The following is a 25,382-nucleotide window of genomic DNA, read 5'->3' as shown; positions in this document are numbered from 1 at the left end:
CATTGAAAGGATTTGCTGCCGGGCTGGAACTGGCTGGGCATCTATGCCTGTCCTGCCACCGCAAACGCAGGGCCGCAATGCGACAAATCCCTCTGGCCCGCCGGACCTTTCTGCTATACGGGGGCGCAGTTGCAGACAGGATTGCCAGACACATGACCACACGCGCCGGATTTATCGCCCTGATCGGAGAGCCCAACGCAGGCAAATCCACCCTCCTGAACCGCATGGTCGGGGCCAAGGTCTCGATCGTGACCCATAAGGTGCAGACCACCCGCGCCCGTATCCGCGGCGTTGCGATGGAAGGCGATGCGCAACTGGTCTTTGTGGACACGCCGGGTCTGTTCAAACCGCGCCGCCGTCTGGACCGTGCCATGGTCGCCGCCGCCTGGGGCGGGGCCGCCGATGCCGATATCGTCGTGCTGATGGTCGAAGCGCATCGCGGCATCACCGAAGGGGTCGAACGCATCCTCGAAGGGCTGGCCGAGATCGGGCAGGGCCGCACCATCGCGCTGGCCATCAACAAGATCGACAAGGTGCCGTCCGAGAAACTGCTGGCCCTGACCAGCGACCTGAATGCGCGCTACCCCTTTGCCGAAACCTTCATGATCTCGGCCGAAAAAGGCCACGGCGTCGACGACCTGCGCAAATGGCTGGCGGGCGAATTGCCCGAAGGCCCGTGGCTTTACCCCGAAGATCAGATCGCCGATCTGCCCCTGCGCATGATCGCCGCTGAAATGACGCGCGAGAAGCTGACCCTGCGCCTGCATCAGGAACTGCCCTACCAACTGACGGTCGAGACCGAGACCTGGGAAGAACGCAAGGACGGCTCGGCCAGAATCGATCAGGTCATCTATGTCATGCGCGACGGCCACAAGGGCATCGTTCTGGGCAAGAAGGGCGAGACGATCAAGGCCGTCAGTCAGGCCGCGCGGGCGGAACTGGAAGAGTTCCTCGACCGCAAGATCCACCTGTTCCTGCAAGTGAAAGTCCGGCCCAACTGGCTTGAGGAATCCGAGCGCTATTCGGAAATGGGTCTGGATTTCAAAGACGGCAACGCATGACCCGCCTGACCGCCGATTTCTGGGTTCACGCCTATCTGGCGCGGCTCCGGTTTCAGGAAATCCCCGCCTTTGTCGTGGCCCATGGCGATGACACCGCGGGCGCGGTTCTGGTCAAGCTCAACACGCTCGACGGGCAGGCCACCGCCTTTCAACGCAGCTTTGATCTGATGAGCGGCGAACGCACATGGGTCGAACTTTCCTCTGGCCCCGAGAGCGACGTGGATCACGCCATCCAGCGCCAGCGCAGCTTTGACCCCGACCTCTGGGTGATTGAGGTCGAAGACCGGCAAGGCCGACACCTGCTGGGCGAAGAGGGGCTGGAGTAGCGGGCCAGACGCATGTCGGCTTTGAGGCCAAGTCGCTGATGCTGCATACAGAGCAAACTGTACCAGTTCCGCGCGAAGCTGCCGTCGTCGCGGAATGGCTGGAATCTCCATACAAGACTGGCAGCTACTCGCTATTGCAGTTAGCGTACCCGAAGCTGGCGACAATTGTTTAATCTAAGTTTAAGGGATTAGAATGACCAAAATCATTTGGATGTCCGATCCTCATTTCCAGAATGAAGGTACAATCGACGGGCTAAACCCACGAGCGCGGCTCGCTGCTGCCATCAATCATGCAAACACCCATCACGCTGACGCTGATTTCGCGATACTGTCCGGAGATTTGGTTGGGGATGATATCGAGGGTGACTACACCGCATTGGCGGGATACCTCGCCAAGTCTAAGTTGCATATCTATCCGATGATGGGAAACAACGATGACAGGGGTGGATTTAGATCCCATCTTCCTTTGCCCGAAGACACGATGCCTGATTTTATCCAATTCGCCCTAGAGACCGCTGACGGTACAGTGGTTTGCTTGGACACCCATAAGGTTGGCTCCCACGCAGGCCAATTTTGCGAAGTGCGGCGAGGCTGGTTGGATAGCCTGTTGAGCAGGAATGACGATCGCCCCGCTTACATCTTCATGCATCACCCGCCGTTCGCGCTTGGATTGCCTAAACAAGATGAAATCAGACTTGAGGACGAAGAAGCTTTTTTGAATGTCGTTTGCCGCCATACAAACGTGAAGCACTTATTCATGGGGCATGTTCATAGGCCTACCTGTGGGACAGTTCGTGGTATCCCTTTCGCGACATTGGGTGCGTTGTCGTTTCAAGCGCCAGCACCGCGTCCTCCTTGGGATTGGGATAGCTTCAAGCCTGCTAAAGAAGCACCACAATACGGAGTGCTTGAAATATCGAACGGCAACGTGACCCTGCAATATACGCAATTCTGCGATTTCACCCTCGGTATGGACGACTAAGCGGGAATAGTAGACCTCGGCGCATCCGCAGCGAATTGGCACTTCGTCCCACTTAAACCACTAGCCCCCTGCCGTCGGACCAAGCGATTGACGTATCTTTCCGCGTTTGATGTGCAAAACCATTGCAGAACGGACCCCTTCACGATTTTCTGGGAACACCACAACTTAATCACCGACAGGACCCCGAATTGGACTGGCGCGATCACGGCATCCTACTGACCTCTCGCCGCCACGGCGAAACCTCGGCGATTATCGAGGTCTTTACCGAATCCCACGGGCGTCATGCCGGTGTGGTGCGGGGCGGGACCAGCCGCAAGATCGCACCCATCCTGCAACCCGGCGCGCAACTGGATGTGCTGTGGCGTGCGCGGCTGGAAGAACATATCGGCACCTTTCAGGTCGAACCCCTGCGCTCGCGCGCGGCGGCAGCGTTTTCCGGGCGGCTGGCCCTGTCCGGGCTGAACGCCGTCGTGTCGCTTTTGTCCTTCTGCCTGCCCGAACGAGAGGCGCACCCGGCGCTCTATACCCGGACCGAGCGGTTGATGGACCTGTTGGGACAGGATGAGATATGGCCGCTGGCCTACCTGCGATGGGAACTGGCGTTGCTGGACGAGCTTGGCTTTGGCCTTGATCTGACCGCCTGCGCCGCGACCGGCACGACCGAGGGGCTGGTTTATGTGTCGCCCAAGACCGGGCGCGCTGTCAGTGTCAAAGGAGCGGGGGAATGGGCAGACAAGCTGTTGCCGCTGCCGCCCTGTCTGCGGGGTGAAGGCACCGCGCCGGATGCCGAGATTGCCGAGGCTTTGCGCACAACCGGATATTTCCTGAACCACCGCGTCGCCCCTGCGCTGGGGCATAACCCTTTGCCCGAGGCGCGCGCGCGGTTCGTGGATCAGGTCACTCGGCGGCTGTGAACACCATCTCGTGCCCGTCCTCATTGCGCAGGATCAGCACATCGCCCGACACTTCGGATTGGGTCATGGCCAAAAGGGCGGCGAAATAGACCCCTTCGGCCTCAAGCCCGGCGCAGGCGGCCCGCGTTGCTCTCAGGTCCTGAATTTCGAACCACGGGTAGGGCGCGTTCAGCGTGCCCTCATAGCCGTTGCAGGGGGCATTTCCGGCGATCCTGCCCTCTTCGGGGAACCGCAGCAGGGCGCTGGCGGCAAAGGGCTGTCCGTCGATCTCCTGCAACGCCCATGTCCGGTCTGCCGCGCCATAGGCGGCGACGGTTTCATCCCTGTCGCATTGAAACAGGGCCATCAAAGGCAGGGTCAGGATCAGGCGTGTCATGGCAGGGTTCTAGCGTATCAGCCCTGTCGGCGAAACCGGGTCAGTAGGGCAAAGACCCGTTCAGAAGCCGCTCGCGCACTTCCAGCCGGGGTGCCCAGTTGTATCGCGTATCCTCGCGCACCGGCGCCCAGAACAAGGCACCGCTGTTGCGCCAGGGGTCGAGGATGATACCGTCATACATCGTGTCCCCCTTGGCGCTGATCGATGCCGAATGGTGGATGATGCGAAACGGGGTTGGAGGCGACGTGGCCCAGTTCAGGTCCAGCGTCCGGAAATTTTCCTGCCGCAAGCGTTTGGTCATCGCTTCGGCCCAGTCATTGCACAGGCCCTTTTCGCGGAACCCGTTGATGATCTTGGCATTGTGGATGATCGCCGGGTCGGTGACATTCCAGTCCTGCTTCAGCTGCTGCGAATAGGCAAAGGCAATCGTGGCCGCTTGCTGTGCCTCGGCCGGATCGACATCCGCCCCAAGCCCCCGGATCGATTGCGCCAGCGCGTCCACATCACTCCGGCTCACCGTCGGCTGCGAGGTGGTGCAAGCCGCCAGAGCAAGAGCCGCAAGAACGGCCCAAATGGCAAGGAAAGATCGGGTCATGCGGTTTCCCAAAAGTTATTTTTCCGTCTCGTGTCCGGCTGATGCTCTACCGGTGAAAGGGGCGGGATCAAAGGGGGAAGTTTTGAAGCACGAGGGTCATTTGTGACCGTCACGCGGGCCACGAGGGGCATTGGAATGTTTTGTACAAAACGTACTCTGCACGGTTCGGACCGCGTACAGATTGTACAATACAGGAAAAAGACCCGGCGCAAGCGCCGGGCCAGTCGGGGAAACAGGACTGCCGAAATGGGTCACCCGAGCAGACGTCGTGCGATGACCTGTGCCTGAATTTCGGCAGCCCCTTCGAAAATGTTAAGGATACGCGCGTCACACAGAACGCGGCTGATCTTGTATTCCAGCGCAAAGCCGTTGCCGCCATGAATCTGCAACCCGTTATCCGCCGCAGCCCAGGCCACACGTGCACCAAGCAGCTTGGCCATACCGGCCTCAAGGTCACAGCGCTGGCCGTGATCTTTTTCCCATGCGCTGAAATAGGTCAGCTGACGCGCGATCATGATCTCGACCGCCATCATCGCCAGCTTGCCGGACACGCGCGGGAAGTTGATCAGAGATTTTCCGAACTGCTTGCGGTCGATCGCATATTGCATGGCGATGTCCAGCGCACACTGTGCCACACCGATGGCCCGGGCGGCGGTCTGGATGCGCGCACTTTCGAAGGTTTCCATCAACTGTTTGAAACCTTTGCCTTCTTCTCCGCCCAGCAGGTTCTCACCCTTGACGTGGAAGCCGTCAAAACCCAGCTCGTATTCCTTCATGCCGCGATAGCCCAGAACCTCGATCTCGCCACCGGTCATGCCGGGGGTCGGGAAGGGGTTCTCGTCAGTGCCCGGTGTCTTTTCCGCCAGGAACATGGACAGGCCGCGGTGGTCGGTGCTGTCGGGGTTGGTCCGCGCCAGCAGGGTCATCACATGGGTTCGCGCGGCGTGGGTGATCCAGGTCTTGTTGCCGGTGATCTTGTAATCGCCATTCTCATCCTTGACCGCGCGCGTGCGCAGGCTGCCAAGGTCTGAACCGGTGTTAGGTTCCGTGAAAACGGCGGTCGGCAGGATCTCGGCACTGGCGATCTTTGGCAACCACTGTGCCTTTTGCGCGTCGGTGCCGCCCGCGATGATCAACTCGGCCGCAATCTCGGATCGGGTACCCAGCGAACCCACGCCGATATAGCCACGCGACAGTTCCTCGGACACCACGCACATCGACGCTTTGGACAGGCCAAACCCACCGAACTCCTCGGGGATGGTCAGACCAAAAACGCCCATTTCCGCCAGTTCTTCAATGATTTCCAGCGGAATCAGTTCATCCTTCAGGTGCCAGTCATGCGCGTTTGGTTCGACCTTTTCCTGCGCGTAGCGGCGGAACTGGTCCCGGATCATCTCAAGCTCTTCATCCAGACCGGACGCGCCGAACATCGTAGCTCCGGCCTGATCCTGCATCAGCGCAACCAGACGGCTACGTGCGGCCTGAGAATTGGCCCGTGCCATCAGGGTCTGTACTTCGGTCGATTGAAAGCCCGACAGCGCGTCCCAGCCAAGACCCATATCCTGAAGACGCACCACCTCGCCCTGGTTCATCAGAATACCGCCCGCGACCTGATGCAGATATTCGCCAAAGGCTATCTGGTGCAGCAACTGCTCGATCTCGCCAAATTTACCATCGGCTTGCAGCGCTTCTGCCCAGCGCTGCATCTGTTGCAGCGACTGCGAATATGTCGCCAGCCAGGCCAGACCATGCGCGGCGGTCTGATTTGCTTCGATCAATGCGCCAGAAACCCGGCCCTCAGCAGTCACCATGCCACGCACGGATGCGCGGGCTTTTTCAAAAACGGCGTCCACAGCAGGCACGGCGGCCCGCGTTAAATCCAGAAGATCGGGCAAAACTGCATCAGTTGTCATTTGGGTCATATCCTGTCCGTCATGGGCCATGAATCGCGTCCTTTCCTCGGTCGTCTGGTCATATCATGCTGCACGTGCAGCGCAACAAAAATACTCAATTTGCTGCTAGAAAGTTCAAAAATTACCTTATCATTTTTGCAATGCAGAAGAAAATCCAGATGATATCTAGAAGGCATGGACCTGTTTTCCCTTCTGTCGCCGCAAGAGCTGTTACTTGCCATCGCCGTCGCCTTTGCCGCCGGATGGGTCAAGGGCATGGTTGGATTTGCCATGCCCATGGTGTTTGTATCTGGCCTGAATTCGTTTCTGCCACCGGATCTGACCCTGGCAGGGCTTATTCTGCCGACCCTTGTCACCAACGGCGTTCAGGCTTTTCGCGGGGGCGCCAGCGCCGCACTCAGCTCTATTCGACGATTTCGGGTGTTCCTGGTCGTTGGCGGTATTTTTCTGGTGCTGAGCGCACAGCTGGTTACGCTGGTGCCCGGCTCGGTCTTCCTGCTGCTGATCGGTGCATTCGTGTCCTTCTTCGCCCTTGTGCAGGTTCTGGGCGTCAGGCTGGTGCTACATCATCCATCAACCGGTGTTGAGGCTATTGTTGGCGGCGTCGCCGGGTTCGTGGGTGGCATGTCGGGCATCTGGGGTCCTCCCACAGTTGCTTATCTGACGGCTTTGAATACCCCGAAGGCCGAGCAGATCCGAATTCAGGGCGTCATCTATGGATTGGGGGCGGTCATGTTACTGGCCGCGCATGTCTGGTCCGGTTTTCTGCGGGTGCAAACGGTTCCGTTTTCAGTAATACTGATCTTTCCCGCCATGCTTGGCATGTGGGTTGGTTTGAAACTGCAGGATCGCATCGATCAGGCCAGCTTTCGCAAGGCCACGCTGTTCGTTTTACTGGTGGCGGGATTGAACCTGCTGCGGCGTGGCCTGATGGGCTAAGGCGCTAGCCCGGTCGCCTGTCTGCAAATCGGAACGCGAAATACAGACCCAGCATCAGAAAGAACAGGCCCGAGATGTCGCCGATCAGGAAGGCGATGTACTCAACCGTTGCACTGCCAAAGACCAGATTGGTCAGGCCAGAGACCAGAATGGATGTGGCTATGCCCACGCCCATAACGCAAATCCAGCAGGGTTTGCGGTTCGGGTTGGGGAACAGGTCCCATCCGACAGCCTTGAGCAGATAGAAAACCGCAGGAACTGTCAGAACCGCGACAGCAATTGCCAGCAGGCGGGTGGGCAGGAAAACATCCGTTCCCGCCAGATAAGCAAAGACGATGAACACACCCGGCAGCAACGCAAATACCGCGCGCCACCCCAGCAGCCAGGCCGACAGAACCCGCACGCCATGTGGCAAAAACAGCAGGCTCGCCCGGCTTGGGTATTCCGGAAAAAACACGTTCTGCATTGGCATAAGCACGGCGAAGGTCAGTATCGACGCCAGCACATAAGCCAGTGAAGCCGCAAGGGTGTCAGTCGCCCAGCCGCGCATTGCGATCACATCACCGTGCGCGCACGGGGCGCGTCATCTGGGGGCATGAACGATGTACCGCCCGCGATTGGCGCTGCCGCTTTGCGAAAGATAGCCTTTTTCGACCAGCGATTTCAGCGCGCGGAAAAAAGTTGGGCGTGAAATGCTTTGGACCAAAGTATGCTCGATCAAACCGAACGTACGCACCTCCTGAGTGGATTTTGAAAGCTCTTCCGCGGCGTAATAGATGTCGCGCTCAACCGGAGATAGTTTTTCCAGCCCAAGCGTCCGCTCCATGCTTTGCATCAATTTGCGTAGTTCGGTGAGTTTCGAGATTTCCGTCATGGTGTTACCTGTAGTTTTCTGTGCCAACCGCCGCATGTCCGCGACCATTTGAACCACACTGATAGCAATACCAACCAGCCAGTCCCATGTTGACACTCATCCCCGTTTACTTAGACTAGAAGCCTGATTAGGTTGCTCAATCCAGCGTTGTGAGTGTGCGCATATGAGCTTCCATAAAGTCCTTTCAGTCAGTGCCCGGCGCGAATGTGCCGGGCTTTTTCGTCTCAACAGTAAATATGCCTAGCGCAGATCGCACTTTGAAACAACGCACTTGTATGTGCTTTTAACGACATACAACTATAAGATGAGTATTCGGCGGACAGCAAAAAAGCTACGGATCGGCAAAAAGAAAGGGGCCTGACGGCCCCTTTTTCGTTTATCCGATTGCGACGGCTTTGATGTCGTCGTCAATGAACGGCAGATACTGCTCAAAGTTCTCGGCAAACATCTGCACCAGTTTCTCGGCCTGCTTGTCGAATGCGGCCTGATCATCCCAGGTCCGACGCGGGTCAAGCAGAACTTCGGGGACGCCCGGGACAGAGACGGGAACGTCAAAGCCGAAATTGGCGTCCTTGCGGAACTCGGCGTCGCGCAGTGAACCATCCAGCGCTGCGGTCAGCAGGGCGCGGGTGGCCTTGATCGGCATCCGGCTGCCGACACCATAGGCGCCACCGGTCCAGCCTGTATTGACCAGCCAGCAGGTCGCGCCGTGCTGGGCGATCTTGTCGCGCAGCAGGTTTCCGTAGACTTCCGGGCGACGCGGCATGAACGGCGCACCAAAGCAGGTCGAGAAGGTGGGTTGCGGTTCTGTAACGCCACGCTCGGTCCCCGCCACCTTTGACGTGAAGCCCGACAGGAAGTGATACATTGCCTGTGCAGGCGTCAGCCGCGCGATCGGAGGCAGTACACCAAAGGCATCGCAGGTCAGCATGATGATGTTCTTCGGATGACCACCCAGCGCGCTTTTGGAGGCGTTCGAGATATACTCAAGCGGATAGGCGCAACGCATGTTCGCTGTCAGCGAGTCGTCGTCGAAATCCAGTTTCTTGGTCTCGGGGTCAAAGACCATGTTTTCGATCACTGTGCCGAATTTCGAGGTGGTCGCATAAATTTCCGGCTCGGCTTCGGCGTTCAGGTTGATGGTCTTGGCATAGCAGCCGCCTTCGAAGTTGAAGGTGCCCCGATCTGACCAGCCGTGCTCGTCATCTCCGATCAGCGTGCGCGAAGGATCAGCGGACAGGGTTGTCTTGCCGGTGCCGGACAGACCAAAGAACACGGCGGTATCGACCGCGTTTCCGACAGCATGGTTGGCCGAGCAGTGCATCGGCATCACGCCTTTTTCCGGCAGCATGTAGTTCAGCAGGGTAAAGACGGATTTCTTGTTCTCACCCGCGTATTCGGTGCCGCCGATCAGAATCAGCTTGCGGTCGAAGTTCAGCGCAATAACCGTCTCGCTACGGCAGTTATGTTTGGCCGGGTCAGCCTGAAAGCTGGGGCAGTTGATGATGGTGAAGTCCGCGGTGAACTCGTCCAGATCCTCGCGATCCGGGCGACGCAGCAGGTGACGGATGAACAGGTTGTGCCAGGCAAGCTCGGTCACCATGCGCACGTTGATCGCGTAGGTCGGATCGGCACCACCGACGAGATCCTGCACGAAATAGTCGCGGCCTTTCATATGGGCCAGCATGTCTTGGTAGAGGGCGTCAAATCCCTCGGGGGTCATCTCGGCATTGTTTTCCCACCAGACAGTGTCAGCCACGCTGCTGGTTTTGACGACGTGCTTGTCCTTGGGCGAGCGACCGGTGAACTTGCCAGTGGTGACCAGAAAGGCACCGCCATTCCCAAGTGTACCTTCGCCGCGCTTCAGCGCTTCTTCGATCAGCGACGGTTCCATGAAGTTATAATAGACATTGCCCAGACCCTCGATGCCCTGATCCTCGAGGCGGAATTGCGGGTTAACCCGTCCAGATGTCATGTGTATCTTCTCCTGTGGCGGCGCGGGGGCTTTGGGCCCTGAGGCGCCTTTGGGGCAGTGTACCGGGAAAACCGGCGGTTGGGCGCGTCTTACCACGGTCGTTCAGGACATGAACAGGCGGGTTTGACGCAGTTAGCGCAACCAAGTTCGGGTTTAGCGCCATCACAAATTCAATGACCGAGAACCGGGCATATTTTTGCGGGCATAAAGGCAAATTTGCCGCAGACCTGCCGCAACAAAGGCACGATTCGCAGTTACGGATTGATTCGGCGTCTTAAAACCGCCAACAATGCCTTACAAATAAGCGAATTATTGCGCGAGTGAGCAGGAATAGGGGTGAGCCCGATGTCAAAGATTGCACTTGTGGATGACGATAGAAACATTCTGACGTCTGTATCCATGACACTCGAAGCCGAAGGTTTCGAGGTTGAAACTTATAATGATGGCCAGGCCGCGTTGGATGCGTTCAACAAAAAGCTGCCTGATATGGCCGTACTCGATATAAAGATGCCGCGAATGGATGGCATGGATCTGCTGCAACGGCTGCGTCAGAAAACGCAGATGCCGGTGATTTTTCTGACCTCGAAAGATGATGAAATCGACGAGGTTCTGGGTCTGCGCATGGGCGCGGATGACTATGTGAAAAAGCCCTTCTCGCAACGGTTGCTGGTTGAGCGCATCCGCGCTCTGCTGCGTCGGCAAGAAGCAACAAGCGGCGACGCGATTGCGGCCAATAGCAACGACACAAAGGTTATGGAACGCGGCGACTTGCGGATGGACCCGCTGCGCCATGCGGTCAGCTGGAAAGGGAATGATGTATCCCTGACCGTGACCGAATTCCTGCTTCTTCAGGCACTTGCCCAGCGTCCGGGTTTCGTCAAAAGCCGCGACCAGCTGATGGATGTGGCCTATGATGATCAGGTTTATGTGGATGACCGGACGATCGACAGCCACATCAAGCGTCTGCGCAAGAAGATGCGCGCGGCTGATCCCGAGTTTTCGGCGATCGAAACCCTTTATGGTATCGGTTATCGGTACAACGAAGAATAGGCGCCACGCCAGCAAGGGGTAATGGGCTCTCGTGCGCGACACCGAAGCAGCCAGCGAACTACGTGACGGTGACGTCGTACTCGGGGATGACTGGGTCATTCCCGACGATACCGAGTCAGCGGAACTGAGGGAAAAGCGGTCCCAGAGAAACCTGTTTTCTCTGCGAGGCTCGCCTTTGGCGCGCAAGATCATCACCTTCAACCTGATCGCGCTGGTGATCCTGGTTACAGGATTGCTGTATCTGGACGATTCGCGGAAAGAGACGGTTCAGCAGACGGCGCGCAATCTGCTTGGCGATGCGCAGCTGGTCAGCAACGTCTTTGAAACCCAGCTGCGCCAGGGTGCGCAGCACACCGCGCAGGATGCTGGCAACCTCGACGTCAGAGATACGCTGTCAGGTTTGACACTTCCTGAAGGCGGGGAAGTCTTTGTCTATGACGCCAGTGGCACCCTGATTGGCTGGACACGCGGTGCCCCGCAAGTGTCGGCCATGCCGGTTCTTCTGCAAACCAATTCCGAGCTGCAAACCGGCAGCACGGTGATCAGCGACACGTTGAACGCGGTCTGGATCGGTGTGTCGAACCTTCTCAACTGGTCGACCGAGGTCGAGGCACCGACTCTGGCACAGCGGGTGCAGGGAATTATCCCACAGGCGCTGGCAGGTCAAAGGCAGGTTCAGGCAGTTCAGGACGCCGCAGGTGAGACCGTGATCGTAGCCGCTGCTCCGATTCTTTACGAGGATACCCCTGCCGGAGCAGTTGCCATCACAGGCCCCGCCGGTGAGATCGACGCACTGGCCCGCCGTGAGCAGGAGCGCATTCTGCAAATGTTCGTGGTGGCTTTGCTGGTTTCGGTGGGCCTGAGCCTTGTGCTGGCTTCGACCATCGCCAACCCGTTGGCAGACCTGGCCGCAGCGGCGGAAATGGGTAAGGATCGGGGCACAGGGGTCAATCCGGGGCGCATTCGCATACCTGATCTTAGCGCCCGTCCGGATGAAATCGGTCGCCTCAGCCGCGCTCTGCGGGGCATGGTGACTGCTCTGTATAATCGGATCGACGCAAACGAACAGTTCGCCGCTGATGTCGCCCATGAAATCAAGAACCCCTTGGCCAGCCTGCAATCCGCTGTTGGCACGCTTCGCATGGTCAAGCGCGAAGATCAGCGCGACAAGCTGCTGGGTGTAATCGAACATGACGTTCGGCGCCTGGACCGGCTGGTCAGCGACATCTCGAACGCGTCACGTCTTGATGCGGAACTGGTTAAGGAAGAAGAACAACCCTTTGATCTGCTCAAGCTGATTGGCAATATCGGTCAATATCTGGGTGAAGACGCGCGGTCCAAGGGGATCGACTATATCACCGATCTGCCATCCGAACCGATTGTCATCAACGGGCTTGAGGCACGGCTGGCGCAGGTGTTCGTCAATCTGATCACCAATGCCATTTCCTTCTGTGAAGAAAGTGATGCCATCCGCGTCTGGGTACGTCAGCGAGACAACCGTGTTCTTGTCGTGGTCGAAGACACCGGGCCGGGTATTCCGGAACAGGCCTTGACCAAAGTGTTCAAGCGTTTCTATTCGCAACGCCCGGCAGAGCACTTCGGTAACAATTCGGGGCTTGGTCTGGCCATCTCGAAACAGATTGTCGAAGCCCATGGCGGCGTAATCTGGGCTGAGAATATCCGCCCGACCGAAGCGGATATTACATCAGACCCGCTAGGGGCACGCTTTGTAGTGGGGTTACCTGTATAACTCATGCAAGCAGGTTCTCTGTCAGACGCCAAAGACCGGGACAGCGCTTGTGTGCACGCTTCATGCGTAACAGTGGCCGGGCGCGGGCTGTTGATTGTCGGTGCTTCGGGCGCGGGAAAATCGGCTCTAGCATTGCAGATGATGGCCTATGGGGCGGGTCTGGTCGCGGATGATCGGGTCGACCTGTCAAGGCAGGACCATCAGGTCATTGCCGCCGCCGTGCCGCAGATACAGGGTTTGATCGAGGCCCGTCACATTGGTTTGATCAAAGCGGATGTATTCGGACCGGTCCCCTTGGACTATGTTGTGGATCTGGATCAAAACGAGCCACAAAGGTTACCTGCCGAGGCGACAATCGTGCTGCTGGGGCAAACTGTTCCCTTGCTTCGTGGGGCGGGCGTGCCCAACTTGGCCGCAGCGTTGATGCAGCTTCTGAAGAATGGGCGTGTACACCCGGAATGGCCGAACAAATGACAGAGCAACGGCGGATCGTGCTGGTAACAGGCCCATCAGGGGCGGGAAGATCCACAGCCATTCATGTACTGGAAGACCTGGGTTTTGAGGCCATCGACAATCTGCCGATGGGCCTGTTGCTGCGCCTGCTGGACAGTGCGGACAGCGACCGCCCAATGGCGCTGGGCATTGACGCCCGCAATCGCGATTTCTCGACAATAGGGTTTATCGAACTGGCCGAAAGCCTGGGCCGCATGGCGCGGGTGGATCTGACCGTTCTGTATCTGGATTGCAGCGACGACGTATTGGTGCGCCGGTTCTCGGAAACCCGCAGGCGGCATCCCGTCGCCAAAGATGCCAGCCCTGAGACCGGTGTTCAGCGTGAAAAAGAGCTGTTGGCCCCCATTCGCGAAATTGCAGATACCCTGATCGATACAAGCCAACTGAACGTGCACCAGTTACGGGAAGAAGTTGAAAACTGGTTTGCGCCTCAAGGGGGGCGACATCTGGCAGTTTCAATCGAGTCGTTTTCGTACAAGCGGGGCCTTCCCCGCGGGTTGGACATGGTCTTTGATTGCCGGTTTCTGGCAAACCCCTATTGGCGCCCCGAGTTGCGGGCGGCGGATGGGCGACACTCGGACGTTGCGCGCTATGTCCAATCGGATAAGAATTACGAACCCTTTCTTGGACGGGTGATGGATTTGCTAACCTTGTTGCTGCCGGCCTTTCGGGCCGAAGGAAAAGCACATCTGTCGGTGGCTTTCGGATGCACGGGTGGGCAACACAGATCCGTCGCAATGGCAGAAGCCGTTGCAAAGGCCCTTGCAGAGGATGGGCAGCAGGTGGCAATTAGGCATCGCGAGATGGAACGTCGGTCGTTGAATGTGAGGTCGGATTGATCGGAATTGTGATCGTTGCGCATGGCGGTTTGGCCCAGGAATACCTGGCCGCCACACAGCATGTGGTCGGACCGCAGCCCGGCCTTGTGGCCATTGCGATCGAACCCGACCACGACAGGGATGAAAAACAGGCGGAAATCTGTTGTGCGGCTGACGAAGTGGATATGGGCGACGGTGTTGTTGTTGTAACCGACCTGTTCGGCGGCAGCCCTTCAAATCTGAGTCTGCGGGCCTGCGCCCCTCAGGATCGGCGGATATTGTATGGGGCAAACCTGCCAATGCTCATTAAATTGGCCAAAAGCCGCCACTTACCCGTTGGTGATGCTGTTCGTCAGGCAATGGAAGCTGGACGGAAATACATCAATGCGCAAAATGTGACATTGGACTAAAATCGGATTGATGAATATGACCACTCGAAGCCTGAAAATAATAAATGAAAAAGGTCTGCATGCCCGCGCTTCGGCGAAGCTGGTTGAGGTAGTGGAAGGTTTCGATGCGCATGCCGAGGTGTCGAAGGACGGGATTTCTGCGTCAGGCGACAGTATTATGGGCCTTTTGATGTTGGCAGCATCACGCGGAACAACTATTGACGTCGAGACCTCCGGACCGGATGCTGAAGCATTGGCAGAAGCTCTGGAAGCGCTTGTGAACGACAAGTTCGGAGAGGGGTTCTAAGCCGCCCTCGCCAGGACAGAAAGAACGGGAAGGCCAGGAATTGGCGGAAACGACGCACGAGACCAAGACAAGCCCGGTGGTGGATGGGACCGCAGATCAGGGCGAGATCTACGATCGTAGAACTCTGACCTATGCGAACTCTTTCGACGATGCCTGGACTTCGACGGCCATTCGCGCAATCGAATGGTGTACGGGCAAGCTGACCATTCTGCGGATGGTTAATAAATTCGAGAAAAAGAACGAACTTTACCGGGGGCAGCGGTTCTGGGGTGGCGCGCTTGAGGTGATGGGGATTGACCTGACCACACCGCAAGAACAGATCGCCCGTATCCCAAAAACCGGCCCCGTGGTTGTCGTTGCCAACCACCCTCACGGGATGGTGGACGGTATGATTCTGGCCGAGTTGATCGGGCGGGTCCGCAGTGATTATCGCATTCTGACCCGCTCGGTCCTGACGGGTCTTGATGAGGCAGCGACGTCTTTCATGATCCCGGTTCCGTTTCCGCATGACCCCGAGGCGCAGGCCAAGATGCTGGAAATGCGTGGGAAGGCGATGGACCATCTGAAAGACGGCGGCGTCGTGGCGCTGTTCCCGTCCGGCGTCGTCATGTCCTCGGATGACTGGTTCGGCCCCGCGGTCGAGCGCGAGTGGAATGTGTTCACTGCAAAGATGATCCGCCGTTCGGGTGCGCGCGTGCTGCCTATATTCTTTCCCGGCAGCAACTCGCGCTGGTATCAGATTGCAAACAAGCTGTCGCCGATCCTCCGGCAAGGGTTGCTGCTGCATGAAATCGTCCGCTCGTGCAAAAAACCGCAATCGCCGGTCATTGGCAATCCGATCTCGGATCAGGACATGGAACAGCTGGAACGTGACCCGCGTGGTTTCATGATGTGGCTCAGAAACCATACAATGTCGCTGGGCAAGTCAGGTCAATCCTGACCCGTGTCTTCATCTGACCGACACCGTGCTTGGCAAGGGCGGTTTTGTTAGCGGGTCGGAACCGGCACCTCGCCGCGATAGTCATAGAAACCGCGTTGCGTCTTGCGCCCCAGCCATCCTGCCTCGACGTATTTGGTCAAAAGCGGGCAGGGGCGATACTTGGTATCAGCCAGACCATCATGCAAGACGTTCATGATGGCAAGACATGTGTCCAGCCCGATGAAGTCCGCCAATTCCAATGGCCCCATTGGATGATTCGCGCCCAGCTTCATCGATTGATCAATGGATTGGACGCTTCCGACACCTTCATAAAGCGTATAAACGGCTTCGTTGATCATCGGCATCAGGATGCGGTTAACGATGAAAGCCGGGAAATCTTCGGCGCTGGCGGCCGTTTTGCCCAGCCGGTCCACGACCGCCTTGCAGGCTTTGAAGGTTTCCTCATCCGTTGCGATGCCGCGGATCAGTTCCACCAATTGCATGATTGGAACCGGGTTCATGAAGTGGAAACCCATAAAACGTTCGGGCCGGTCCGTGCGGCTGGCCAGACGCGTGATGGAAATGGACGACGTATTCGACGTCAGGATCGTATGCGGCAGAAGGTGAGGTTGCAGATCTTCGAAAATGGCCTGTTTGACCGTTTCCCGCTCGGTCGCGGCCTCGATCACCAGATCTGTCTGCCCCAGCTGCGGCAATTCAAGGGTGGTTGTAATACGCTTCAGGGCTGCCTGCATCGCATCGTCAGTGATCTTGCCGCGTGACGCCTGACGCGCCATGTTGCCTTCGATCGTGGCCATTGCGCTGTTCAACGCATCCTGACTGACATCATTCAGCAAGACATCGTATTCCGCCAAAGCCAGAACATGAGCAATGCCGTTGCCCATCTGACCCGCACCAATCACCCCGACCGATTTAACTTCCATGTTCAGCTGCCTTTGCCCTGGAGGATACCGGGACAGTATCGGCAGACCGGGGCGGGCGGCAAGGGGATCGAACCGGTCAATTTTGCTTCAAATGCGCGCATTAGGAGATTCTCAATACCTAAGGCCGCAAATTGGCAATTGGGTGAAAAATTTGGGGGGCTTGGTATGAGCTTTCATCGGGTAAGCGACGGCACAGAGGCCGCGTGCCAATATGCAGGATCAAACCTTTGGTTTCGGGCGCCGCACGGAAATCTTGAGACGCCTTATGTGGCCTGTCTGGGTGGAGAAGAGACGTTTGGCCGGTTCGTGGAATACCCGTACCCGGCATTGCTTGCCAAAAGATTGCCGCAACCCTGTATCAATTTTGGCAGTCTTTTTTGTGGGGCTGATGCGTTGCTTGCTGATCCGGGGGTCTTAAATCATGTCAATGGATCAGACCTTTGTGTGCTGCAAGTGCTGGACGTGCCGTACCAGTCGAACAGGTTTTATCGCGTGCATTCGCGTCGGAATGATCGGTTTCTTGAACCCTCGTGCGACTTGCAGGACCTTTATCCTGAGGTCGATTTCACGGAAATCCACTTTGTCAGGCATTTACTGGAGAGATTGCGGGCCATAAAGGACGCGCGTTTTGAGGTTGTGGCGCAGGAGTTGCGAGAGACTTGGTTGCGCAACACATCCGAGCTGGTGCGACGGATCAAGCCACGGGTTGTTCTTCTCTGGCTGCATATACAGCGACAGGAGGACCGGCATCGCGACCTTGTCTTGCCCGATGCTGACATGATCGAACAGGTTCGACCGTTGTGTGCCGATGTAGTGGAATGCACGGTCTGTGTGTCCTCCTTGTCAGACGAGATCGAGGACGTGTTGTTCGGGACGCTGCAACAGCCTGTGGCCGAGCATATGCTCGGCCCCTCCGCGCACAGGGAGATAGCTTTGAAGCTTGAGGTGGCTTTGAGGGGGTTAAATTGAAAAAGGCCCGCTTGGTGGCGGGCCTTTGGTGATTGTGGGGCTCAGATCCCGGGCTGTGGTCAGCCGAGTTTTTCGGTCAGTTCCGGGACTGCCTGGAACAGGTCGGCAACCAGTCCGAAGTCGGCGACCTGGAAGATCGGGGCTTCTTCGTCCTTGTTGATCGCAACGATGACCTTTGAATCCTTCATGCCCGCAAGGTGCTGGATTGCGCCCGAGATGCCGACCGCGACATAAAGATCGGGGGCAACAACCTTGCCGGTCTGACCCACCTGCCAGTCGTTCGGGGCATAGCCCGAGTCCACAGCGGCGCGCGATGCGCCAACCGCGGCACCCAGCTTGTCAGCCAGAGCTTCGATCAGCTTGAAGTCGTCTTGCGAGCCGACACCACGGCCGCCCGAGACAACAACGCCAGCCGAGGTCAGTTCCGGACGGTCGCTTGCAGCCACCTTGTCTTCGACCCACGACGACAGGCCGGGATTGTCGCCGACCGAGACGGTCTCGACCGCAGCCGAGCCGCCGGTCCCCGCCGCATCGAAGGACGCGGTGCGGATGGTGACGACCTTCTTGGCGTCGTTCGACTTCACGGTCTGGATCGCGTTGCCCGCATAGATCGGGCGCTCAAACGTCGAGCCATCGACCACGCCCGAGGCATCCGAGATCACCATCACGTCCAGCAGGGCTGCGACGCGCGGCATCACGTTCTTGGCGTCGGTGGTCGCGGGGGCCACGATATGCTCGTACCCATCGGCCAGACCCACGATCAGCGCGGCGGTCGATTCCGCCAGGCGATGACCCAGCGATGCGTCTTCGGCAACCAGCACCTTGGACACGCCGTCGATCTTGGCGGCAGCCTCGCCGGCAGCGGCGGCCGAGCCACCTGCGGCCAGAACGGTCACGTCACCCAGCACCTTGGCAGCGTTTACTGCCTTGGCAGTGGCGTCCAGCGCCAGTTCGCCATTATTGACTTCGGCAAGCAGAAGTACAGCCATTACACAGCCCCCACTTCTTTGAGTTTCGAAACCAGCTCATCCACCGAGCCAACGATGATACCTGCGGCACGTGCCGGCGGTTCTTCGGTCTTGACGATTTCCAGGCGCGGCGTGACGTCGACGCCGTAATCGGCGGCGGTTTTCTCATCCAGCGGCTTTTTCTTCGCCTTCATGATGTTGGGCAGCGACGCATAGCGCGGCTCGTTCAGGCGCAGGTCAACGGTCACGATGGTCGGCATCTTGACGCTGATAGTCTGCAACCCGCCATCCACCTCGCGGGTGATCTTGGCACTGTCGCCTTCAATATCCAGTTCCGAGGCAAAGGTGCCCTGCGACCAGCCCAACAGGGCCGACAGCATCTGACCGGTGGCGTTCATGTCGTTGTCGATCGCCTGCTTGCCCGCCAGAACGATGCCGGGCTGCTCTTCCTCGACCACTTTGGCCAGGATCTTGGCAACTGCCAGCGGCTCGATATCGGTGTGCACATCATCCGTCGCAACAACCAGAATCGCCCGATCAGCCCCCATGGCCAGCGCGGTCCGCAGCGTCTCCTGCGCCTGCTTCACACCAATTGAAACGGCAACAACTTCGTCTGCCTTGCCAGCCTCTTTCAGGCGAATGGCCTCTTCAACCGCAATCTCGTCGAACGGGTTCATCGACATTTTGACATTGGCGAGATCAACACCGCTACCGTCCGCTTTCACGCGGACCTTCACATTGTAGTCAATCACGCGTTTGACAGGTACCAGTACCTTCATTGTAGCGCTTTCTCCTCAAAAAACGGCAAGCCGCGAAGGCGACTCCACCAATGCTCTCGTCGGACTTGATAACGTCTGCTGCACCCGCAAAACAGAGCAAAATCGTCACGTCGTCGCGTCGGGACGTCGCGTTTTGCAGTTTTTTACCTTGAGGCACGCAAGATTGTTGCCCGCATTGTGCCTATTTTCTGGGAAATATTCAGCGGTTCGCGCCAGGAACCCACAGCACGTCGTCCTTGCCATCATTGTTTGCGCAACGGGCCGCGACGAAAAACCAGTCACTTAGCCGGTTGAGGTATTTGACGGCCACGTCGTTAACCGGTTCCATATTTGTCAACTCGACTGCCAATCGCTCGGCGCGACGCGATACGGTGCGGCACACGTGCAAATGCGCGGCCAGCCGCGACCCCCCCGGCAGGATGAAGCTGCGCAGCGGTTCCAGTGTTTCGTTCATGATGTCAATTTCGGCTTCCAGCCGGTCGATCTGAGCGGATACGATTCGCAGCGGTGGATAGTCCGCTTCGGCATCCTTCTCCATTTCAGGGCGGCAGAAATCCGCGCCAAGATCAAACAGGTCGTTCTGAATCCGCGACAAGGCGGCATCGACTTTGCCTTCGGCCTCGGTACGGGCCACGCCAACAAAAGAATTCAGCTCGTCCACTGTTCCGTAGGCGGCAACGCGGCCCGAATACTTTGCCACACGCTCGCCATTGCCCAGAGCGGTTTTGCCATCGTCGCCGGTGCGCGTGTAGATTTTGTTGAGCACAACCATTACTGTACCCCTTGCCCGCGTAGATAGACGTATAGCACGATCAAAATAACGGCGATGAACTGAAAGAGGATACGCAGGCGCATCATCTTGTTGCTTTTCTTAGCTGCTTCCATGCCGCCTTTGCCGAAATTCGCGATGCCCAGGGCTAACACAACGACAACTGCCGCCATGGCCAGAAGCAGAATGACCATTAAAGGGTCCATTTAAAGTCACCGTCCGGTTTTTTCGATTATCCCCATCTAGCGTCAAGGTGACGAAAAGCGAACGGGAAATAACGTCTCAGATATCCGAAAGGATGCGATCCGTGGCTTTTGTGGGCAGAATCCGGCGCAGAACCCCTGCGACATATGTCGGGGTGGTCACATAGTAGCGTGGTTTGGGGCGGCGCGCCTCGACCGCATGGGCCAGCTTGTCGGTGACGGCAGAGGCGGGCAGTTCGAACCAGTCGGGCGCACTGTTTTCGTATAGTCGCTTCAGCAGCGAACCTTCGTATTTTTCCCGCAGGGCCGAGTTCTCCCAGTCGATGTATTTTTCGAACACCGGGATTGCCTTTTCCCTGAGCTTTGAGGTGATCGGGCCCGGCTCGATCAAAACGACCTGAATGTCTGTATCCCGCAGCTCCAGCCGCAAGGTGTCGGTCAGTCCTTCGATGGCGTATTTGGTGGCGACATATGCGCCGCGCCAGGGGAAGGCAACAAGACCAAGTACCGAGGAACATTGCACGATCCGGCCGTGACCCTGTTCCCGCATGACGGGAATAACCTGTCGGGTCAGTTCGTGCCATCCAAAGACATTGGTTTCAAAGATATGACGCAGAGCGTCTGTCGGGACGTCTTCAACCGCACCGGGCAGCCCGTGCGCGCCGTTGTTGAACAGCGCGTCCAGTGTTCCGCCCGTTGCCTCAAGTACATATGACAATCCCGAGGAAATGCTGTCGGGCTCGGTATAGTCGATTCTGGGGCTTTCAAACCCTTGCGCGCGCAGGCGATCACAGTCGCGCTGCTGTCGGCAGGATGCAAACACACGCCAGCCTCGCGCACGCATTCCGTGTGCTGCGTCCAGCCCAATGCCCGACGAGCATCCCGTAATAAGAATCGATTTCTGCATGTGCCTTCCGAAGCTGAACCCCGCCAAAAGCTAGGGCGGGGTTTGCGGCAGGGCAATGACGTCCGGGCGTCAGTTTGATGTTTTCCGGACAAGTGATGCTGAAATCCACCCGACCTGTTGCGCGGGCAACACGCGCAGGCGCAGCCAGCCGGTGCCGGAATCGCTCAGGACCTCGACCCTTTGGCCAAGCGCGGCCTTGCCGATGATGGGATAGATCGTGCCGGGGCCATCGCGCAGATTGACCCGGGTGCCCGAAATCTCGCGGATGTCGGTCTGGGCCTCGGCAGGCGTGGGCAGTTCGACTGTGGGCAACTCGGCGTCGGTGACCACCTGCTCCAGTGCGGTCACACCCTGTTCCAGTGATGCCAGGGTCAGGGTCACGCTTTCGTCTTGAAACAGCGAGGGATTGGCTTTCAGGCCAGCCGCGACCTGCGAGAGGAGGGCCTTTGTTTCGGTCTCACCCAATTGGGTTACCGCCTCGGCAACAGGTGGAACCACCAGAGCGGGTTTGACTGCGGCACGGGTGACCAAATCTTCGACAGGTGCAGGCTCAACGACCGGGGCAACCGGTTCTGCCACTACGGCCACGCGTCCCGGTTTGGCAGGGCGCACGCCGCGCGGTTCAAAATCAGGGCCACCGCTCATCACGTAAAAGGTCCAGCCGAGCGCGGCAAAGGTAACAAGTATCAGGCGCGTCATGGCGCATCCCCCAAAGCAATCGTAACATCAACAAATGGCAGCAAATCAATTGATGAGATCTTAGCATATTTCGGGGGACGAGTCGAAAAATGGGGGAAAACAACACGGTGTCTCCCCCTGTTGCAAAAAGCACGACTTTTCCCCAGCAATTTATGTGCTGCTCGCTTTACCAAGGCGCACTTGCGTCGTATCACATCATATATGAACGATACGATCGATGACCCCAACATGCAGGCCCCCACAGGTGGGGGCGAGGTGGCGGAACCGCTGCGCCGTGCGATTGGTGAGCGGTATCTGACCTATGCGCTGTCCACCATCATGCACCGGGCGCTGCCCGATGCGCGGGACGGGTTGAAGCCGGTTCACCGCCGAATCCTCTATGCGATGAGAGAGTTGCGACTCAGTGCAACCGGAGGTTTCCGGAAGTCTGCCAAGATTTCCGGCGACGTGATGGGCAACTATCACCCGCATGGCGACGCCGCGATTTACGACGCGATGGCGCGTCTGGCACAGGATTTCAACGTCCGCTATCCGCTGGTCGACGGGCAGGGCAATTTCGGCAATATCGACGGCGATAACCCGGCGGCCTCGCGCTATACCGAAGCACGGATGACCATCGTGGCCGAGGCGCTGCTGGAAGGGTTGAACGAAGACGCCGTTGATTTCCGCGACAATTACGACGGCACCCTGACCGAACCGGTCGTGCTGCCTGCACAGTTCCCGAACCTGCTGGCCAATGGCGCAAGTGGTATCGCGGTGGGGATGGCGACGAATATCCCGCCGCACAACATCTCGGAACTCTGCGACGCCTGTCTGCATCTGATCAAGACGCCGGACGCGCGCGATGACACGTTGCTGAACTACGTGCCCGGCCCTGACTTCCCGACCGGAGGCGTGATTGTCGAGCCGCCCGAGAACATCGCGCAAGCCTATCGAACTGGCCGAGGCTCGTTCCGGCTACGCTGCAAGTACGAGGTTGAGGATCTGGGGCGCGGCCAATGGCAGATCATCGTCACCGAGATTCCTTATCAGGTTCAGAAGTCCAAGCTGATCGAGAAGATCGCCGAGCTAATCCAGACCAAGAAAATCCCGATCCTTGCCGATGTGCGCGACGAATCCGCCGATGACATCCGCCTGATCCTCGAGCCGCGCTCCAAGAACGTGGACCCTGAAGTGCTGATGGGCATGCTTTATCGCAACTCGGACCTCGAGGTGCGGTTCAGCCTGAACATGAACGTGCTGATTGACGGGGTGACGCCCAAAGTCTGCTCGATGAAGGAAGTGCTGCGCGCTTTCCTTGATCACCGGCAAGAGGTGCTGATCCGCCGCTCGCGCCACCGCATGGCCAAGATCGACCACCGGCTGGAAGTGCTCGAAGGCTTTATCGTTGCCTTCCTGAACCTCGACCGTGTGATCGACATCATCCGCTATGACGACGACCCCAAAGCCGCGCTTATGCGCGAGGATTGGGGGATCGACCACATCCGCGCCACCAGCGAGGCCGACTATGTCTCACCCAAACCGGGCGAGGGCGAGTTGTCCGAGATTCAGGTTGACGCGATCCTCAACATGCGCCTGCGCAGCTTGCGTCGTCTGGAAGAGATGGAGCTGGTCCGCGAACGTGATGAGTTGATGCTGGAACGCGCCAACCTCGAAGACCTGCTGGCCGACGAAGGCCTGCAATGGGCCAGGATTGCCGAGCAGTTGAAAGAGACGAAAAAGACCTTCGGCAAAGATTACGAAGGCGGCGCACGCCGCACGCGGTTCGCCGAAGCGGGCGAGGTCGAAGAAGTGCCGCTTGAGGCGATGATCGACCGCGAACCGATCACGGTCGTCTGCTCTCAGATGGGTTGGATTCGCGCCATGACCGGTCATATCGACCTGACCCGTGAATTGAAGTTCAAGGATGGCGACGGGCCGCGCTTTATTTTCCATGCGGAAACGACCGACCGGTTGCTGGTCTTCGCTTCGAACGGGCGGTTCTATACAGTCAGCGCGGCCAACCTGCCCGGCGGGCGGGGTATGGGCGAACCCCTGCGCCTGATGGTCGACCTGCCGAACGAGGCAGGGATCATCGATATCCTGATTCACAAGCCGGGGCGCAAGCTGCTGGTGGCTTCGGATGCGGGCAACGGGTTCATGGTGCCCGAAGATGACGTGCTGGCCCAGACGCGAAACGGCAAGCAGGTGCTGAACGTCAAGGACAACGAAACAGCAGTGATCTGTATACCGGTCGAGGGCGACCACGTTGCAATCGTGTCCCAGAACGGCAAGTTCCTTGTCTTTCCGATCGAGGAATTGCCCGAAATGACCCGCGGCAAGGGCGTGCGCCTGCAAAAATACAATATGGCACGCGGGCGACAGGGGACGCTGGAGCTGGATGGCGGTCTGTCTGACATCACCACCTTCAACTGGGAGGAAGGCCTGAAATGGTCCATGGGGGGCGACAAGACCCGGCATGAGGCAGATATGTCCCAATGGCTGTCCAAGCGCGCCAGCGTAGGGAAAAAAGCGCCCTATGGTTTCCCGCGGGACTATAAGTTTTCGTGATCCGGCCTCGGTTGCGGTAGAAATCCACCGATACGGCTTGGCACAACCCGTATCGGTGCGCTAGACCAAAGAAAAACAGGCCTATCGAGAAGAGACATGTTGCGCATTCTGACCCTGATCACCGGATTGGCCCTGATGGGCGCTTGCACCCAGACACAGGTTTATGAACCGCCCGAGTCACTGGGGGAATTCAAGCTGCGGGTCAACTACGCCTTCGCTGACAAGGCCGTGCAAGGGCCAGTGTCGCGCGACGCAACGCCCGACGAATGGACGAAGGCCATCCAGAATGCGGTCGATATTCGTCTGGGCCGTTATGAAGGCACGCAGGAATACGACATCGGGATCAGCCTGGAAGGCTACATGCTGGCGCCTCCGGGAATCCCGATCATCTACAATCCCAAAAGCACCGCGATTGTGTTGGTCAACGTCTATGACGTGAAGAAAGAAAAGTTTCTGGCCAAGGGAAAGCAGTTCCAGGTGCTGGAAGACACGACCGGAGGCAGTGCGCTGAAAGGGTCGGGGCACGAGCGCACCAAAGAAGAACAAATGGCCGGTCTGTCATTGAAAGTTGCCGACCGGGTCGAAGAGTGGCTGGCTGAAGAACATGAAGACAAAGGTTGGTTCGAAAAACGGCCAGACCTGATCCAGCCCCTCGATTCCACCGAGGTTACGCAAAATCCGGCGGGATAAGCGCATTTCCCTCAGGATGTGCTTGATTTTCCCCTTTGAACCAAATATCTCGCGCGCGCAGATAGTAACCTGGGACCAAGGGTCCCCCAAATCGCAAAAGGGCGCCTGAGGAATGGCAAAGGAAAAGTTTGAGCGTACAAAACCGCACGTCAACATCGGCACGATTGGGCATGTTGACCACGGCAAGACGACGCTGACCGCAG

General features: G+C 58.1%; 29 protein-coding genes. 16 read left to right on the top strand and 13 right to left on the bottom strand.

The window, feature by feature from the left end; all coding sequences use genetic code 11:
- Positions 1-152 precede the first annotated feature (152 nt).
- The 4 genes from era to recO all read left to right on the top strand — a co-directional run bounded on the left by era (position 153) and on the right by recO (position 3,283).
- A complete protein-coding gene (era, locus tag ACR0AD_RS09970) occupies positions 153-1,061 on the top strand; it encodes a GTPase Era (RefSeq protein ID WP_209506233.1) in 909 nt (302 codons plus the stop codon).
- Positions 1,058-1,387 (top strand): DUF1491 family protein, encoded by a 330-nt coding sequence (locus tag ACR0AD_RS09965; protein WP_480487133.1) that lies wholly within the window; start codon positions 1,058-1,060, stop codon positions 1,385-1,387. Before era ends, ACR0AD_RS09965 begins: the two co-directional genes overlap by 4 nt.
- Before the next feature lie 193 nt (positions 1,388-1,580).
- The gene (locus ACR0AD_RS09960) at positions 1,581-2,369 is read left to right on the top strand and encodes a metallophosphoesterase (RefSeq protein WP_480487131.1); all 789 of its coding nucleotides are present in this window, start codon (positions 1,581-1,583) and stop codon (positions 2,367-2,369) included.
- A gap of 188 nt (positions 2,370-2,557) precedes the next feature.
- Positions 2,558-3,283 (top strand): DNA repair protein RecO, encoded by a 726-nt coding sequence (gene recO / locus ACR0AD_RS09955; RefSeq protein WP_267366372.1) that lies wholly within the window; start codon positions 2,558-2,560, stop codon positions 3,281-3,283.
- On the opposite strand, the gene ACR0AD_RS09950 is transcribed toward recO, so the two are convergent.
- The 3 genes from ACR0AD_RS09950 to ACR0AD_RS09940 all read right to left on the bottom strand — a co-directional run bounded on the left by ACR0AD_RS09950 (position 3,267) and on the right by ACR0AD_RS09940 (position 6,197).
- Positions 3,267-3,659, bottom strand: coding sequence for an META domain-containing protein (locus tag ACR0AD_RS09950; RefSeq protein ID WP_480487129.1), 393 nt, complete (start codon positions 3,657-3,659; stop codon positions 3,267-3,269). The genes recO and ACR0AD_RS09950 overlap by 17 nt on opposite strands.
- 40 nt (positions 3,660-3,699) lie before the next feature.
- On the bottom strand, positions 3,700-4,254 hold the full coding sequence (locus ACR0AD_RS09945; protein WP_480487127.1) for a hypothetical protein: 555 nt from the start codon (positions 4,252-4,254) through the stop codon (positions 3,700-3,702).
- A gap of 251 nt (positions 4,255-4,505) precedes the next feature.
- Positions 4,506-6,197 carry an acyl-CoA dehydrogenase family protein gene (locus ACR0AD_RS09940; protein WP_480487125.1) on the bottom strand — a complete coding sequence of 564 codons (1,692 nt, stop codon included), beginning with the start codon at positions 6,195-6,197 and terminating at the stop codon, positions 4,506-4,508.
- Positions 6,198-6,341: 144 nt separating this feature from the next.
- On the opposite strand from ACR0AD_RS09940, the gene ACR0AD_RS09935 reads away from it, so the two are divergent.
- Positions 6,342-7,106 (top strand): sulfite exporter TauE/SafE family protein, encoded by a 765-nt coding sequence (locus ACR0AD_RS09935; RefSeq protein ID WP_480483751.1) that lies wholly within the window; start codon positions 6,342-6,344, stop codon positions 7,104-7,106.
- A gap of 4 nt (positions 7,107-7,110) precedes the next feature.
- Here the strand turns inward: ACR0AD_RS09935 and ACR0AD_RS09930 are convergent, their stop codons facing one another.
- From ACR0AD_RS09930 to ACR0AD_RS09920, 3 genes are all read right to left on the bottom strand, one after another.
- Positions 7,111-7,656 (bottom strand): hypothetical protein, encoded by a 546-nt coding sequence (locus tag ACR0AD_RS09930; protein WP_267364195.1) that lies wholly within the window; start codon positions 7,654-7,656, stop codon positions 7,111-7,113.
- 33 nt (positions 7,657-7,689) lie between these two features.
- Complete coding sequence (locus tag ACR0AD_RS09925; protein ID WP_480483750.1) at positions 7,690-8,076, bottom strand: hypothetical protein; 387 nt, start codon at positions 8,074-8,076, stop codon at positions 7,690-7,692.
- 280 nt (positions 8,077-8,356) lie between these two features.
- Positions 8,357-9,955 carry a phosphoenolpyruvate carboxykinase gene (locus ACR0AD_RS09920; RefSeq protein WP_480487123.1) on the bottom strand — a complete coding sequence of 533 codons (1,599 nt, stop codon included), beginning with the start codon at positions 9,953-9,955 and terminating at the stop codon, positions 8,357-8,359.
- Positions 9,956-10,300: 345 nt separating this feature from the next.
- Between ACR0AD_RS09920 and ACR0AD_RS09915 the strand changes: the two genes are divergently transcribed.
- Genes ACR0AD_RS09915 through ACR0AD_RS09885 form a run of 7 tightly spaced genes read left to right on the top strand, consistent with a single transcriptional unit; the run spans position 10,301 to position 15,722 of the window.
- Complete coding sequence (locus ACR0AD_RS09915; protein ID WP_267364197.1) at positions 10,301-11,005, top strand: response regulator transcription factor; 705 nt, start codon at positions 10,301-10,303, stop codon at positions 11,003-11,005.
- A 31-nt stretch (positions 11,006-11,036) separates the two neighbouring features.
- Complete coding sequence (locus ACR0AD_RS09910; protein ID WP_480483748.1) at positions 11,037-12,755, top strand: ATP-binding protein; 1,719 nt, start codon at positions 11,037-11,039, stop codon at positions 12,753-12,755.
- 3 nt (positions 12,756-12,758) lie between these two features.
- Complete coding sequence (locus tag ACR0AD_RS09905; protein ID WP_480483747.1) at positions 12,759-13,229, top strand: HPr kinase/phosphorylase; 471 nt, start codon at positions 12,759-12,761, stop codon at positions 13,227-13,229.
- On the top strand, positions 13,226-14,107 hold the full coding sequence (gene rapZ / locus ACR0AD_RS09900; protein ID WP_480487121.1) for an RNase adapter RapZ: 882 nt from the start codon (positions 13,226-13,228) through the stop codon (positions 14,105-14,107). Before ACR0AD_RS09905 ends, rapZ begins: the two co-directional genes overlap by 4 nt.
- Positions 14,104-14,496, top strand: a complete 393-nt coding sequence (locus ACR0AD_RS09895) for a PTS sugar transporter subunit IIA (protein WP_480487119.1) — start codon at positions 14,104-14,106, stop codon at positions 14,494-14,496. Before rapZ ends, ACR0AD_RS09895 begins: the two co-directional genes overlap by 4 nt.
- 16 nt (positions 14,497-14,512) lie before the next feature.
- Positions 14,513-14,782 (top strand): HPr family phosphocarrier protein, encoded by a 270-nt coding sequence (locus ACR0AD_RS09890; protein ID WP_209506323.1) that lies wholly within the window; start codon positions 14,513-14,515, stop codon positions 14,780-14,782.
- 40 nt (positions 14,783-14,822) lie between these two features.
- Complete coding sequence (locus tag ACR0AD_RS09885; RefSeq protein WP_480487118.1) at positions 14,823-15,722, top strand: lysophospholipid acyltransferase family protein; 900 nt, start codon at positions 14,823-14,825, stop codon at positions 15,720-15,722.
- 47 nt (positions 15,723-15,769) lie between these two features.
- On the opposite strand, the gene ACR0AD_RS09880 is transcribed toward ACR0AD_RS09885, so the two are convergent.
- Positions 15,770-16,645, bottom strand: coding sequence for a 3-hydroxybutyryl-CoA dehydrogenase (locus tag ACR0AD_RS09880; protein ID WP_209506328.1), 876 nt, complete (start codon positions 16,643-16,645; stop codon positions 15,770-15,772).
- A gap of 165 nt (positions 16,646-16,810) precedes the next feature.
- Here ACR0AD_RS09880 and ACR0AD_RS09875 point away from each other — a divergent pair, with 165 nt between their 5' ends.
- Positions 16,811-17,614, top strand: coding sequence for a DUF6473 family protein (locus tag ACR0AD_RS09875; RefSeq protein ID WP_480487116.1), 804 nt, complete (start codon positions 16,811-16,813; stop codon positions 17,612-17,614).
- 59 nt (positions 17,615-17,673) lie between these two features.
- Here the strand turns inward: ACR0AD_RS09875 and ACR0AD_RS09870 are convergent, their stop codons facing one another.
- From ACR0AD_RS09870 to ACR0AD_RS09845, 6 genes are all read right to left on the bottom strand, one after another.
- Positions 17,674-18,603: an electron transfer flavoprotein subunit alpha/FixB family protein gene (locus tag ACR0AD_RS09870; protein WP_480487114.1), complete on the bottom strand. Its 930-nt coding sequence runs from the start codon at positions 18,601-18,603 to the stop codon at positions 17,674-17,676.
- Positions 18,603-19,361, bottom strand: coding sequence for an electron transfer flavoprotein subunit beta/FixA family protein (locus ACR0AD_RS09865; RefSeq protein ID WP_209506332.1), 759 nt, complete (start codon positions 19,359-19,361; stop codon positions 18,603-18,605). Before ACR0AD_RS09865 ends, ACR0AD_RS09870 begins: the two co-directional genes overlap by 1 nt.
- Positions 19,362-19,560: 199 nt before the next feature.
- Positions 19,561-20,133 carry a cob(I)yrinic acid a,c-diamide adenosyltransferase gene (locus tag ACR0AD_RS09860; protein WP_480483742.1) on the bottom strand — a complete coding sequence of 191 codons (573 nt, stop codon included), beginning with the start codon at positions 20,131-20,133 and terminating at the stop codon, positions 19,561-19,563.
- Positions 20,133-20,336 (bottom strand): twin transmembrane helix small protein, encoded by a 204-nt coding sequence (locus tag ACR0AD_RS09855; RefSeq protein WP_480473850.1) that lies wholly within the window; start codon positions 20,334-20,336, stop codon positions 20,133-20,135. The genes ACR0AD_RS09860 and ACR0AD_RS09855 overlap by 1 nt, the downstream gene beginning before the upstream one ends.
- 76 nt (positions 20,337-20,412) lie before the next feature.
- The gene (locus tag ACR0AD_RS09850; protein WP_480483741.1) at positions 20,413-21,240 is read right to left on the bottom strand and encodes an SDR family NAD(P)-dependent oxidoreductase; all 828 of its coding nucleotides are present in this window, start codon (positions 21,238-21,240) and stop codon (positions 20,413-20,415) included.
- A gap of 69 nt (positions 21,241-21,309) precedes the next feature.
- The gene (locus tag ACR0AD_RS09845) at positions 21,310-21,939 is read right to left on the bottom strand and encodes an SH3 domain-containing protein (RefSeq protein WP_480483740.1); all 630 of its coding nucleotides are present in this window, start codon (positions 21,937-21,939) and stop codon (positions 21,310-21,312) included.
- Positions 21,940-22,140: 201 nt separating this feature from the next.
- Between ACR0AD_RS09845 and ACR0AD_RS09840 the strand changes: the two genes are divergently transcribed.
- The 3 genes from ACR0AD_RS09840 to ACR0AD_RS09830 all read left to right on the top strand — a co-directional run.
- Positions 22,141-24,489 (top strand): DNA topoisomerase IV subunit A, encoded by a 2,349-nt coding sequence (locus tag ACR0AD_RS09840; protein WP_480487112.1) that lies wholly within the window; start codon positions 22,141-22,143, stop codon positions 24,487-24,489.
- A gap of 96 nt (positions 24,490-24,585) precedes the next feature.
- Positions 24,586-25,179, top strand: coding sequence for a hypothetical protein (locus ACR0AD_RS09835; protein WP_480487110.1), 594 nt, complete (start codon positions 24,586-24,588; stop codon positions 25,177-25,179).
- 112 nt (positions 25,180-25,291) lie between these two features.
- On the top strand, positions 25,292-25,382 hold a 91-nt coding region (locus ACR0AD_RS09830), incomplete at its 3' end, for a GTP-binding protein (RefSeq protein ID WP_215675807.1).

It is taken from the genome of Ruegeria sp. BH8, assembly GCF_056538065.1.
This window is presented reverse-complemented; position numbering and strand designations above follow the sequence as displayed.